Origin of the sequence: Acinetobacter sp. TR3, from assembly GCF_027105055.1 — a bacterium.
Lineage (GTDB): Bacteria > Pseudomonadota > Gammaproteobacteria > Pseudomonadales > Moraxellaceae > Acinetobacter.
The window spans coordinates 1,399,934-1,413,711 of the sequence record NZ_CP114264.1 but is presented as its reverse complement, the minus strand read 5'-3'; the positions used below and the strand labels follow the sequence as shown (position 1 = coordinate 1,413,711).

The 13,778-nt window shown below is 37.9% G+C and carries 13 protein-coding genes; 10 read left to right on the top strand and 3 right to left on the bottom strand.

Annotated elements, in window-relative coordinates:
* Positions 1 to 148 precede the first annotated feature (148 nt).
* The 8 genes from O1449_RS06520 (at position 149) to O1449_RS06485 (ending at position 7,256) form a co-directional block, all read left to right on the top strand.
* The gene (locus O1449_RS06520) at positions 149 to 1,084 is read left to right on the top strand and encodes an ABC transporter ATP-binding protein (protein ID WP_269239494.1); all 936 of its coding nucleotides are present in this window, start codon (positions 149 to 151) and stop codon (positions 1,082 to 1,084) included.
* Positions 1,081 to 1,854: an ABC transporter permease gene (locus O1449_RS06515; RefSeq protein ID WP_269239493.1), complete on the top strand. Its 774-nt coding sequence runs from the start codon at positions 1,081 to 1,083 to the stop codon at positions 1,852 to 1,854. Before O1449_RS06520 ends, O1449_RS06515 begins: the two co-directional genes overlap by 4 nt.
* Positions 1,851 to 2,669, top strand: coding sequence for an NADPH-dependent 7-cyano-7-deazaguanine reductase QueF (queF, locus tag O1449_RS06510; protein WP_269239492.1), 819 nt, complete (start codon positions 1,851 to 1,853; stop codon positions 2,667 to 2,669). The genes O1449_RS06515 and queF overlap by 4 nt, the downstream gene beginning before the upstream one ends.
* 33 nt (positions 2,670 to 2,702) lie before the next feature.
* A complete protein-coding gene (locus O1449_RS06505; protein WP_269230195.1) occupies positions 2,703 to 3,362 on the top strand; it encodes a hypothetical protein in 660 nt (219 codons plus the stop codon).
* 197 nt (positions 3,363 to 3,559) lie between these two features.
* Entirely contained in the window at positions 3,560 to 4,702 is a 1,143-nt protein-coding gene (rodA, locus tag O1449_RS06500) for a rod shape-determining protein RodA (protein WP_269230194.1), read from the top strand.
* A gap of 19 nt (positions 4,703 to 4,721) precedes the next feature.
* Positions 4,722 to 5,723 carry a lytic murein transglycosylase B gene (gene mltB / locus O1449_RS06495; protein WP_269239491.1) on the top strand — a complete coding sequence of 334 codons (1,002 nt, stop codon included), beginning with the start codon at positions 4,722 to 4,724 and terminating at the stop codon, positions 5,721 to 5,723.
* Positions 5,724 to 6,010: 287 nt separating this feature from the next.
* Positions 6,011 to 6,622, top strand: a complete 612-nt coding sequence (locus O1449_RS06490; RefSeq protein WP_269239490.1) for a septal ring lytic transglycosylase RlpA family protein — start codon at positions 6,011 to 6,013, stop codon at positions 6,620 to 6,622.
* A gap of 181 nt (positions 6,623 to 6,803) precedes the next feature.
* Positions 6,804 to 7,256 carry an Mpo1 family 2-hydroxy fatty acid dioxygenase gene (locus O1449_RS06485; RefSeq protein WP_050040117.1) on the top strand — a complete coding sequence of 151 codons (453 nt, stop codon included), beginning with the start codon at positions 6,804 to 6,806 and terminating at the stop codon, positions 7,254 to 7,256.
* 40 nt (positions 7,257 to 7,296) lie between these two features.
* On the opposite strand, the gene O1449_RS06480 is transcribed toward O1449_RS06485, so the two are convergent.
* Both O1449_RS06480 and sthA read right to left on the bottom strand, forming a co-directional pair.
* Positions 7,297 to 7,779: a DUF3465 domain-containing protein gene (locus O1449_RS06480; RefSeq protein WP_241282447.1), complete on the bottom strand. Its 483-nt coding sequence runs from the start codon at positions 7,777 to 7,779 to the stop codon at positions 7,297 to 7,299.
* An 87-nt stretch (positions 7,780 to 7,866) separates the two neighbouring features.
* Positions 7,867 to 9,282, bottom strand: coding sequence for a Si-specific NAD(P)(+) transhydrogenase (gene sthA, locus O1449_RS06475; protein ID WP_005159656.1), 1,416 nt, complete (start codon positions 9,280 to 9,282; stop codon positions 7,867 to 7,869).
* Between the two features lie 191 nt (positions 9,283 to 9,473).
* On the opposite strand from sthA, the gene lipA reads away from it, so the two are divergent.
* Together lipA and O1449_RS06465 are read left to right on the top strand one after the other, a co-directional pair.
* On the top strand, positions 9,474 to 10,487 hold the full coding sequence (gene lipA, locus O1449_RS06470) for a lipoyl synthase (RefSeq protein ID WP_269230189.1): 1,014 nt from the start codon (positions 9,474 to 9,476) through the stop codon (positions 10,485 to 10,487).
* 381 nt (positions 10,488 to 10,868) lie between these two features.
* On the top strand, positions 10,869 to 12,572 hold the full coding sequence (locus tag O1449_RS06465; protein ID WP_269239489.1) for a DUF4394 domain-containing protein: 1,704 nt from the start codon (positions 10,869 to 10,871) through the stop codon (positions 12,570 to 12,572).
* A gap of 67 nt (positions 12,573 to 12,639) precedes the next feature.
* Here O1449_RS06465 and O1449_RS06460 read toward each other — a convergent pair whose 3' ends face one another.
* Positions 12,640 to 13,746, bottom strand: a complete 1,107-nt coding sequence (locus O1449_RS06460; RefSeq protein ID WP_269239488.1) for a beta-ketoacyl-ACP synthase III — start codon at positions 13,744 to 13,746, stop codon at positions 12,640 to 12,642.
* Positions 13,747 to 13,778 lie beyond the last annotated feature (32 nt).

Sequence of the window (13,778 nt, the reverse complement as noted above, 5' to 3'; positions counted from 1 at the left end):
TAATATTTGACAATTTGAAAGTAGATCATTTTACAAAATTATCGAATTAATCGTTCCATTTCTAAAACGCCAGAAACCTATTTTTGTACTTGGTTTATTTTTTTATATCACTCAAAATAGTCGTTCTATTTAACAACGTGAGACGTTCATGACTGATGCTTTGGTGTTGAGCGATTTGTCCAAAACTTATCGTAATGGTTTTCAGGCGTTAAAAGGTATTGATTTAACCGTACCTGAAGGTGAATTTTACGCATTATTAGGCCCTAATGGTGCAGGTAAATCGACAACGATCAGTATCATTAGCTCCTTAACCAAAAAAACATCGGGTACAGTGGAAATCTTTGGGCATAACTTAGATACCCATCCATCCCACGCAAAACAATGTCTTGGTGTTGTTCCTCAAGAGTTTAACTTCGGTCAATTCGAAAAAACTTTCGATATTTTAGTGACACAAGCAGGTTATTACGGCATTCCCAAAAAACTTGCTGAACAACGTGCTGAATATTATTTAGAAAAACTCGGTTTATGGGAAAAACGTAATATTCAATCACGTATGCTTTCAGGTGGTATGAAGCGTCGTTTAATGATTGCACGTGCCATGATGCATGAACCTAAGTTGCTTATATTAGATGAGCCGACTGCGGGTGTAGACATTGAGTTACGTCGTTCAATGTGGGATTTTCTCACCGAAATGAATGAAAACGGTACGTCTATTATTCTAACGACTCACTATTTAGAAGAAGCAGAAATGCTGTGCCGTCGTATCGCGATTATTGATCGTGGTGTGATTAAAGAAGATACCACCATGAAAGGCTTTCTTAATCAACTGAATGAAGAATCATTCATCTGTGACCTCGCTGAACCCATTGAAAATTTGCAACTGGATATTCTTGGGTTCAAGTTTAATTTAATTGATCCTGTGACTTTAGAAATCACTATGGACAAAGCGCATAGCATGAATGACCTGTTCTTATTGCTACAATCGAAAAATATCCAAGTCAGCAGTATGCGTAATAAATCCAATCGTTTGGAAGAATTGTTCGTGAAAATGGTCGAGAAGAATCTTGCTGGAGCGAATCAATGAATTTCAGTCAATTAAAAACCGCACTTTGGACGTTGGTTGTTAAAGAAATTCGTCGTTTTATGCGAATTTGGCCACAAACTTTGTTACCGCCGGCAATCACAATGAGCCTATATTTTGTGATTTTTGGCAACTTAGTTGGCTCTCGTATCGGTGAAATGGGTGGCTTTAGCTACATGCAATTTATTGTGCCAGGCTTAATTATGATGGCGGTGATCACGAATAGCTACGCCAACGTATCCTCAAGCTTCTTTAGTGCTAAATTCCAGAAAAGTATTGAAGAACTCATTATGAGCCCCGTACCATTACATCTAATTCTTTGGGGCTATGTGATTGGCGGCGTTAGTCGCGGCGTCTTGGTTGGTCTCATTGTAACCATTATGAGTTTATTCTTTACTCACTTAGAAATTTATAATTTCTTCGTGACTATATATACAGTCATTATTACTTCATTATTATTTTCGCTTGGTGGTTTCATCAATGCGGTCTATGCAAAGTCATTTGATGATATTTCAATTATCCCAACTTTTGTATTGACGCCACTCACCTATTTAGGCGGTGTTTTTTATGCGATTAGTGCACTTAGCCCATTTTGGCAAAATTTATCTTTAGTCAATCCAATTGTATATATGGTCAATGCTTTCCGCTTTGGCATTTTAGGACACAGTGATGTCAATGTAACTTTCTCATTGAGTATCGTTACCGTATGCTGCGTTGCTCTCTATACAGTTGCTTATCATTTATTATCTCGTGGTTCAGGAATGCGTGAATGAGTGTTGAACATTCTTTATTGGGCAAAGATACCCAATACCCTACTCAATATCAGCCCGATGTTTTATTTCCAATTTCCCGTGCTGAATCTCGTCAACAGTATTTGCATGTTGAAGGAATTACACAAGGTAAAGATTGGTGGCATGTTTTTGAAATTTCGTGGTTAAATAGTCTTGGGCTACCACAAGTGGCAATTGGTCGTTTAACTTTACCCGCCAACTCACCCAACCTAATTGAATCAAAGTCACTTAAACTTTATTTCAATAGCATGAACTTTACTCAGTTTGAGTCTCAACAAGCTTTTATCGAAACGGTTGAACTTGACTTATCCAATGCGGCAGGTGGAAAAGTTGAACTACAATTATTCCAAGTTGATGATTTAGAAATTTCTAAACCGCAAGGGATTTGTATTGATGATCTCATCCCTGAGCGTCTATCTGAACATCCAGATTCAACTCTATTAAAGTTAGATCCTGCAACGACCGAAGAAAGTGTTGAAATTGAACTTTACTCTCATCTTTTAAGAAGTAATTGTCCAGTCACAGGACAACCAGATTGGGGTACGATTTTTATTCGTTTTCAAGGTAAAAAACCTTGTTATCGCAGCATATTAGCCTATATTATCTCGTACCGTCAGCACAATGGTTTCCATGAGCAATGTGTCGAGCAAATATTTGCTGATATTTGGCAATTGCTTCAACCAGAAAAACTGATGGTCTATGCAACTTATACTCGTCGAGGGGGCTTGGATATTAACCCATGTCGAGTATCAGATTTGTCATGGATGCCAGAGCCAATTCGCTTGGCACGACAATAAAACGAATAAATTTGATATAGAGGACGTTCTTCAATGACCAGTTATTTCGGTATTCTTCCATCTGCAGCGTTGAGTCAGGACATTCAACTTGCACAAGCCAACCGTGATAGTAAAGAGCCACAGTACCCTTTACGTGACAAAATTTCTCTACAGCTTACTGATGAGTTAATTGACACCATGTTGGTTCATTTGGTTCAACAATTTCCACCAAGTGATAAACGAGATACAACTGAAGAACTCGCACAAAAGATTCGTAGTATTGTTTCTACATTAATGAAGCAATTATTAGGCAAAGCTTCTAATGAACAAGTTTTAGAATCATTGGCATTTATGGAAAAAAGCTTGTTTACTGATAATGAAGGTAAACAACGTATTGGTACTGCTCTACCTGATGCACTTGTTTCTGAAATGAAAAAGAGTTTTGCTGAAGTCGCTGCTGGAAATGGCAAAGAACAACGTGATGCTTTAACACATCAATTTAAATCTTTTGCTGATGCACTCATTCATCACTTTATGACTGAATACAACAAGACTTTAGGTCTTGGTATGGTAAAACGTGGTGTTGCAAGCGTTGCAACAAGTGGCGTAGAGACAGCTGTTCATATCGTTATTAAAAAATTAATCCCGAGCTTAAGCCAAGTTGAACTCGAAGTGTTTACTAAACATTTCGATCAGTTATTGGTACAAAAATAAGTTCGAGATAACGAGAAAGCGATGATTGCAAAATCATCGCTTTTTTTTATGCGCGTAGATAACAAATGCAAGATAATCTATCCCGTATAAATTGTAAGATTATTTTGCTTTTTACACGATACACAAAGCCTTGCTTTGGTCCTGATCACGTTTATGTTAGCATTCGCGAAGCCTTGATTTACCTGATTTAGAATCACATGTCTCCAAGCTCACAATACAAATTTTTACGTCAAGCACCTCGTGATGGCTTGAGTACAGCTGCACAGCCCTCTCGTTGGCAACAATTGCATATCGATCCTTGGCTTTGTTCTTTTTTGGTTCTAAATGCCTTACTTGGACTCACGGTTTTATATAGTGCTTCGGCCCAAGATGTCGGACTAGTCAGTAAGCAAGCAATGAGCTTTGGGATTGGCTTTGTTGTTATGTGTAGTTTGGCTCAAATCCCCCCCAAGGTATATCAGGCATTTTCACCTTATTTTTATGTATTTGGTGTACTTTCATTAGTAGCAGTCGTCATTTTTGGTGAAGTCCGTATGGGAGCACAACGTTGGATTGATATACCAGGCTTCGGCAGTGTGCAACCCAGTGAATTTATGAAGATTGGCATGCCAATGATGATTGCTTGGTTTCTATCACGAAAAGCATTACCTCCGAGCCTTTCACAAGTTGTACTGTCATTGATGTTGATTGTCGTACCTTTTCTACTTATTGCAGAACAGCCTGACTTAGGTACATCACTACTGATTCTGGCTAGTGGTATTTTCGTACTGTTTTTAAGTGGTTTATCTTGGCGACTCATCGCTGCAGCCGCAGGTCTAGCTGCAATTATTATTCCAATTGCTTGGGAATTTTTACTGCATGATTATCAACGTCAGCGTGTTCTTACATTATTAGATCCTGAAGCAGATGCTCTAGGCACAGGTTGGAACATTATTCAGTCTAAAACTGCGATTGGCTCAGGAGGATTCTCTGGTAAAGGGTTCTTAGAAGGTACCCAATCTCATCTACATTTCTTACCTGAAGGTCATACCGACTTTATTATTGCCGCTTATTCTGAAGAATTTGGCTTAATTGGCGTGACACTGCTTATTATTCTTTATTGTGCAATTATCTTTAGAACATTCCAAATTGGATTGCAGAGCTTCCATAACTATGGTCGCTTGGTTGCAGGCGCATTTGGTTTGTCATTTTTTGTTTATGTATTTGTAAATGCAGGTATGGTCAGTGGTATTTTACCCGTAGTTGGTGTGCCTTTACCCTTCATGAGTTATGGTGGGACGGCAATTATTACCCTGATGTCTACTTTTGGACTGGTTATGTCTATTCATACACATCGATAATGAGGAATTTTATAAACATATGTTTCTTCCTAATTTAAATAAAATTTTTAAATTGCTTGGTTTGAGTGCCAGTTTATTTGTCAGCAGTAATTGGGCTCAAGCAAATGAATTTTATACACATCCGAATTACTTTGCTTTTAAGCAGAAAGCAATGTCAACTTATAATTTAACGAGTGAACAAATTGATGCAGCCATGAGTGGCGCTAAAGATTTACCTAATATTCTCAATATCATGACTCGCCCAGGCGAAAGTAAACCTTGGTATGAATATCGTTCAATGTTTCTCGTTGATGGCACTATCCAACGCGGGGCAAACTTTAAAAATCAATATCAAGACGCGTTGAATCGTGCTGAACAGCAGTTTGGCGTACCTAAAACAGTCATTCTGGGCATTTTAGGTGTAGAAACAGGTTATGGTGCAAATAAGGGCTCTTTCGTCACTAGAGATGCGCTTGCGACGCTCGCTTTCGGTTATCCTCGTCGAGCAGATTATTTTAGCGATGAACTAGCGGCCTTGATCGCTTGGACATATAAAGAAGGTTATCCAACAAATAGTATCGTCGGTTCATATGCAGGTGCTATTGGTTTTCCGCAATTCATGCCAAGCAATATTCAAAAGTTGGGCGTAGATTATGATGGAAATGGTCACATTGATTTAAGAAATTCTGCAACAGATGCTATTGGCTCTATTGCTAACTATTTAGCTCAACATGGTTGGCAGCGCGATCGGCCAATTGGGTTTCCAGCCCGTTACTTAGGCAACAACCCAGATAGTATTATTTCCAAGGATTTAACCCAACCTATTCCCTATGGAGAATTGAAAAGATTAGGGGTTTCCCCTGTTGACCCTTTGGTAAAAATTGATGATTTAGACTTAGTGAATGTCATTCAATTACAAGACCAATTTGGTCCAATTTACTATATTACTTATCCAAATTTCCAAGTGATTACGACCTATAATAAAAGTCGTATGTATGCAACAGCAGTATGGTTATTGGGCACCGAAGTAGCTAGTCGATAGACTAGCTTTTTTATAACATTCTGAAAAGTCAATAAAAAAATCAAGCAAAAAGATCGCATATTCAGCAAAAAATATACTCTGTTACAATATTGATTATTTTTTAACCGCAAACTGTAAGTTTTTGCCCTTTTTGTAACTATTTATCGTTAAAGACTAGACACACTTCGTAAGCGATGAATATTATCCACTCAAGTAAAGTAATTGCAAAAGTGAATAATTAGACATGTGCACTATATTTCAAAGTTGTTTTTTGAAATAGAAAAGCATGTTCTCTAGGAGTTTATACAATGCAGTTTTCGCTAAAATATATTCTAGCGCTGACGGCAGGCTTAAGTTTAAGCCCGTTACATGCGGAAATGGTACAATCGACATCAATGAATAATGATGTGGAGGGTTCTAATTTAGCTGCCCGCGTACTAAGCAAAGATTCTCAAAATTTTAATTCGCGTTTTTCAAACGTTAATAGTCTTTCAATCACTGAGAGTTCAGGTGACCAAATCCGTCGCCAGACGATTGCTGCAAAAATCGATATTCCTGAAGAAGAGCCTTCAGTGATTGAAAAACTGAATACTGTTGCTTCGAACACAGTTCGTAAATTCAGCCAAAGTGGCGTTGCGTCTTGGTATGGACGTCAATTTCATGGTCGTAAAACAGCAAGCGGTGAAACATTCGATATGAATGGATTAACTGCAGCTCACCGTAGCCTTCCTTTAAACTGTTATATCCGTGTAACAAATAAAGAGAACGGCAAGAGTGTTGTAGTAAAAGTAAATGATCGTGGTCCATTCCATGGCAACCGAGTGCTAGATTTATCTTATGGTGCTGCAAAGCAACTTGGTATGTCTGGTTCTGGTACTGGTAATGTGAGCATCGAACGAGTTGATGGACCTAGTTCTTAATAACTTAGTTTTACACTCTCCAAGAAAAAGCCATCTAGTATGGCTTTCTTTATTATGAGACAAAAGAATTTAGAAAATACAGTTACTTTTTAGAACAACATCATATCAGCGAATGATTTTGACCCTTTTTATTCAATTCGGTATATTGAGCAAGTAAAATAAATACAGCAAAGGAATTAATATGAAGTCAATTGATGCATGGTTTGATGAGTATAGTGACAGTCATCAAAATCAAACGAATAAAAAAATTCATTGGGTTTGTGTCCCAGCTATTCTTTTTTCAATTATTGGTATTTTAGCTCATTTTAGCACCCTACTCACCGCTTTGCTTCTTGTACTCACTTTAGTATTTTATGCTCGTTTGGATATTGTTCTAGCTGTTGCAATGGCTGCACTGTTAGCCGTTATGGCGTGGCTCATTATTATTTTACCTGTAGGCGTAGGATTCTATATTGGTGTCTTTGTGATTGCTTGGATTGGCCAATTTTATGGTCACAAAGTTGAAGGGAAAAAGCCTTCTTTCTTTAAAGACTTACAATTCCTCCTCATTGGCCCTGTATGGTGCATGGACGCTTATTTAGCTAAAGTCCTACCTAAATGGAAATCTCGTCAGAAATTAGCGCTTACAAGCTGATTGAGAACATACAAATAGAATGAGTGATAAAGGGAAAATATCATTGATATATTTTCCCTTTATATTTTAACCATCCGTCAATATGTTTTCTTTGTGGATCATGATGGGTCCAATGAATCACACCACCTTTTGGGCTATATTCATATTCACCAAAAAACTCAAGCTGATCACCTTTTTTAAGCCCGTCTATTCTTGGGGCTAAATCAATATTATGTGCAATCAAAACCGTTAAACCATTCTCAAGTTTAAGAATCATTTTCTGATGTTTTGAACCTTGATTGTCATCTGACAAAACTGCTTTCACAATACCCTGCGCTTGAACTTGAATATTGCTTCTTTGCTGTTGATAAGCCTGCATGATTTTGTCTTGATCATCGACAGAAATATTGGTGTTTGAAACTGAAGTTTGGGTGTTACTGCTAGTAATTCTAGTATTTTGCTTTTCTTTAAAATCAAAACCCAAATAGGCTGCAAGCAATAAAATGATTACTACAAGAATTAGATTATTTATTTTAGTTTTCATCGCAAATTTCCTAACTAAATCCAGATAACAAAATGCCAATCAAATTGATTGGCATTTCGGTGCTTGTCGAACTAAATCCATCGCCATTTAAAACAAACGATTCATACCATTCAAAGCTGCTACACGATATGCTTCTGCCATCGTTGGATAGTTGAATGTCGTTTCAACGAAGTACTTCAACGTATTGTTTGGACTATGCATCACCACTTGCCCAATGTGAATAATCTCTGCCGCATTATTACCAAAGCAGTGAATACCCAGTACTTCTAAAGTATCGCGATGGAACAAGATTTTTAATTCACCAACCGTATCCCCCGTAATTTGGGCACGAGCTAGATGACGGAATGAAGCCTGACCTACTTCATAAGGTACTTTTTCTTCAGTTAATTGCTGCTCGTTCTTACCAATTGAAGAAATTTCTGGGATTGTATAAATACCTGTTGGCACATCTTTAATTGGCTTAACATTTTTCTCACCAACCATATTTGCACCTGCACAACGACCTTGGTCATAAGCAGCCGATGCAAGTGATGGCCAACCAATAACATCCCCTGCAGCATAGATGTTATCAACTTCAGTTTGGTATTGATCATTGACCATCAACTGGCCACGGTTATTCGGTGTTAAACCGACATTTTCCAAACCAAGACCATCTGTATTACCAGAACGACCGTTGCACCATAAAATGGCATCAGCTTTAATCTTCTTACCGCTCAGCAAATGTAAAACCACATGATCATCAAAGGTTTCTAAGCGATCAATTTGCTCATTATGTCGAATCAATACGCCTTGTTCACGTAAGTGATAAGACAATGCATCTGCGATTTCATCATCAAGGTAGCTTAAAAGCTTTTGTTGGGTATTAATCAAATCAACTTTATGATCTAAACCAATGAAAATCGAAGCATATTCGCAACCGATCACACCAGCACCATAAATAATGATTTTTTGAATTGAATAATCCAAATCAAGAATTTTATCTGAATCAAATACACGCGGATGATTGAAATCTAAACCTTGTGGTTGATAAGGGCGACTACCCGTTGCAATCACTATTTGCTTGCAAATGATCGTATCTTTGATTCCGTCTTGACCAAAAATCAAAACCGTATTTTTATCTTGGATATAAGCACGTCCATGAAACACATCAATTTTGTTGCGATCATAGAAACGTGTATGCGTATCAACTTGCTGTTGAATTACCTTATGTGCATTACGTAGCACTTGTTTCATGGTGAATTGTTTCCACTCACCGACTTTTTGAAACATAGGGTCACGTTGATAGCGAATAATACTTGATACTGTTTGACGTAATGCTTTACTGGGAATTGTTCCTACATGAGCACAATTACCACCAAGTTGATCACGTATATCAACGATCGCTACACGTCTACCTGCTTTAGCTAGCTTCATTGCCGCGCCTTCACCAGCTGGGCCAGAACCGAGAATTACTGCATCAAATTTTACAACATTCCCACCAACGACCTCTTTCTTACGTGGCATTCAAAGCTCCTTTGTCTCTTCGCTGTTTACTTCTATATATATGATAACTAATATGCTATGGCTTGATGTATTTCTCAACCATATAATTTTATATATTCACATTTTCAAAATGAATACCTAATTCATCCTATAAACCAATAAATTTGACTATAATAATCGAATATCTCAAGCAATAGGTTGTAGAAAATAATATGTCTGAACACCGTAAACCTGAACAGGGCTTAAAACTTCGTGGCGCAGAAAAAGTCGCAAGAATTCCTGTAAAAGTTATACCTACGGTTGAAGTGCCTCGTAAACCAGACTGGATTCGCGTCAAAATGACTGCACCTGAAGAGGTTCAGCGTATAAAAACAACTCTACGTTCGCAAAAACTCCATACTGTTTGTGAAGAAGCTGCCTGTCCTAACCTCCCTGAGTGTTTTGGTGGTGGTACTGCTACTTTTATGATCATGGGTGATATTTGTACTCGCCGTTGCCCGTTTTGTGACGTGGCGCATGGCCGACCAAATGCACTCGACGCAGATGAACCACGCCACATGGCCGAAACCATTTCCAACTTAGGTCTTAAGTATGCAGTGATTACTTCTGTAGACCGTGATGATCTATTAGATGGTGGTGCTCAACACTTTGTGGATTGTATTAAAGAAGCTCGCGCACTCAGTCCAAAAACTTTACTAGAAATTTTAGTTCCAGATTTCCGTGGGCGTATGGATATTGCCTTACGCATCATGACCGAATGTCCACCCGATGTTTTTAATCATAATATCGAGACAGTTCCTCGCTTATACAAAGCAATGCGTCCAGGTTCTGACTATCAACATTCTTTAAATCTTTTAAAAATGTTTAAAGAATACTGTCCTGACGTACCAACTAAATGTGGTTTGATGGTTGGGATTGGTGAAACAGAAGAGGAAGTGATTGCTTTACTCGATGACCTTCGTGCGCACGACGTAGATTACGTGACCATTGGTCAATATCTACAGCCTTCTAAGCAACATGCACCGATTGATCGCTTTGTGACTCCAGAAGAATTTGAGCGTTACGCTGAACATGGTCGAAAATTAGGTTTTAGAAATATTTGGTCAGCGCCAATGGTTCGTTCTAGCTATTTCGCAGATCGTCAATATCATGGCGAACCTGTCCCAGCAGTACGACGTAAAGTCGATCCAGCGAAAAAAATTGCAGTTCAAACTGTAGAAGCGTAAATAAATATATCGAAATCGAGAGGGTTTTTAAAATTCTCTCGATTTTTTGGGATTTTAAACATTATATTTTTATCACAACAATTACTTTAATAATTTAGACTTTCTTAGCTAGCGTGAAGTTGGCGTGAACAATTACAAATAAAAACTCAAATACACAAAAATCACTTAAAAATACTAATTTACTTTCGACTTTACCCTACATAATCTAAGAAAAGTAAATATAAGATTTTTAAATTATTTATTTAAAAATAAAAGTCGATATCTTTTCTAAGGCTAGACTCATTACAGCAATCCAATAACAAGAAGCTAGCAGTTAATAAATAACAGGGAATACTTCTCAAAAGCTTCTTATAACTTAAATATGTATCAGGATAAACGATTATGAATAAACGATCATTAACTTTAACCGCAGCAACCCTGAGTAGCCTAATATTATTGGGTTGTAATAATGACTCTAACAACGATACAGAAACTACAAATACTAATACAGGTGACACTTTAATCTTAACAAACAACGGTATGATCAGTTCAATTGATCGAATGATGCCAAATAAAATCGTGTCAAATCTTAAAATTACAGGTCTACAAACAGATGATGAACTCGTTGGAATCGATTATCGCCCGAAAGATGGAAAACTTTATGCGGTGGGATTATTAGGTAATATTTATACTTTAAATCCTGCAACCGGTTCAGCCACTTTTATAAAAAAATTAATGGCTGATCCTACTGATACGACTGATGGAAATGCAGCATTTACTAAGATTTTAGGCGATGCAAATCTGATTACCGTGAACTTCAATCCAGTTGCAGATCGTTTGAGGGTTATTACAAATACGGGGCAAAACCTTCGAATTAATGTGGATACTGGCGCAACGATTACGGATGGTGCGATCAATTTAACAGAAAGCAACCCTACTATTGTTGCTGGTGCATATACCAATGCATTTGCAGGAACTGGATCAACCAAACTCTATAGTATTGATCAAAATAGTGATCGAATTTATATCCAAAATGCGAATGCTGGAACTCTTGGAGCTTCAGCAGCATTAGGTGCAGATATCAATACGAATGGCGGTGGTGGCCTAGACATTGATCCTGTCAGCAACGTCGGATTCGCAGTACTTAAACTCACCTCTGGAGCATATAAATTCTTCCAACTCAATCTTGCCAATGTTGGAACCAGTAATGATGCCGTGTTTGCTTCTAGTGATTTAAATAATAGTTTTAATACGATGGGAATTCGTGGAATTGCTCTGAAAAGAGCTTCTGACTCTACTGCACAAGCTTTTGGTTTAACGGCCAATAATAAATTATTAAATTTTGCTTTAAATAATCCAAACTCAGTTTCTGAAAAATCACTAACTGGTCTGCTCGTTGATGAACGATTTGTGGGAATTGACTATCGTTTGAGAACAGCAACTGATCATTCGGGTAAACTTTACGGATTAACAAATAAAGCGAATTTATACACGATTAATCCTGAATCTGGCTTAGCAAGCTTAGTAAGCACATTAAAACCAGCAGCAGGTAGTAGTTTTACTGCATTGGATGGAACCAGCTTTGCTGTTGATTTCAATCCAACTGCGGATCGATTACGTGTCATCAGTAATACAGGCCAAAATCTACGAATTAATGTAGATACAGGTGACACCATTAAAGATGGTGATATTAATGGTGCCTCAGGTGCAAAAGTAACAGCAGCCGCTTATACCAACAGTTTTAAAACTCCTGTGGCTACACTTGCTACCGAATTGTTTGATCTAGATCAAACCAATAAGACATTAACCAAACAGAATCCACCTAATAACGGCACCCTGAGCCTAATTGGAAGTCTAGGTATTAATCTTGGCACTGATAATGGCTTTGATATTGCGGGTGGAGATAATGGCTTAGCTTTAGCAGCAGTCTCAGGTGCTTCTGGACCTTCTGTGTTATATCGTATTGATTTAAATAGTGATACTACAATTACAACTCCAAGAGCACGTTTAGCAATTAATGTGGATGGAACACCTAATCTAAATGCGTCTACAATCGGAACCAATAGCACACCTCAAGTGATTGATTTAGCAATTTTATTTAAGTAGAACTTAGAGCACATAAAAAAACACCACAACTTTGATTGTGGTGTTTTTATTTAAATAGAGATAATTATTATGCAATATGTTTTTGTACGATGATTGAACCTACAGAATAACCCGCACCAAATGATGAAATCACAGCATATTCGCCATTATTCACTTGCTCACCTGTACGATGCATCGCAATAATTACACCCGCAGAAGACGTATTGGCAAACTCATCTAAAATAATAGGTGCACGTTCTAAATCAGCTTCTTTACCCACAACAAGTTTTAAAATGAGTTCATTCATATTCGCATTGGCTTGATGCAACCAGAAACGCTTAACTTGCTCAGGAGTTAATTCAAGTTTTTCTAACTGTGCAGTAATGATTTTTGCAACAAGCGGACAAACTTCTTTAAATACTTTACGACCGTCTTGACGGAACAGTTTGTCATCTACAACCGCATCTTCACTGCGATTTAAGAAACCGAAGTTATTACGGATATTATTTGAGAATTGAGTAAACAAATGAATATCTAAAATTTCAAAACCTGATTTTGTTTCAGTTTCTTCAATAATTGATGCAGTCGCAACATCACCAAAGATAAAGTGTGCATCACGAGTACGGTAATCTAAATGACCCGATGTAATTTCAACATTGAGCAATAACACACGGCGCGCGCCACATTTCACGGCATCATAGGCTTGCTTCAAACCAAATGTTGCAGCAGAACATGCCACGTTCATGTCATAAGCATAACCTTGGATACCCAAAGCAGACTGGATTTCAATCGCAACTGCTGGGTAGGCACGTTGCATATTTGAACAAGCTAAGATGACAACATCGATGTCTTCTGCGGTAACACCTGCATTTTCCATCGCTTGTTTTGCGGCAACGACGCCCCACTCCGCTTGAAGTGAAAGTTCATCATTACTACGCTCTTGTAAACGTGGACGCAAGCGCTTTGGATCAAGAATACCCGATTTTTCGACCACATAACGGCGCTGGATACCAGACGCTTTTTCAATAAATTCTGGGCTTGAGCCACGTAATGCTTCGATCTCGCCAGCAGCAATTTGCTCAGCATTTTCTTGATTAAATTGTTCTACATAAGCATTTAAACTTTCAACCAACTCTTCATTAGAAATAGATTCGGTTGGGTGAAATAACCCTGTACCTGTTATACGAATGCCCATGTAAAACTCCTGTAAAGAATGCTTCTAACTTT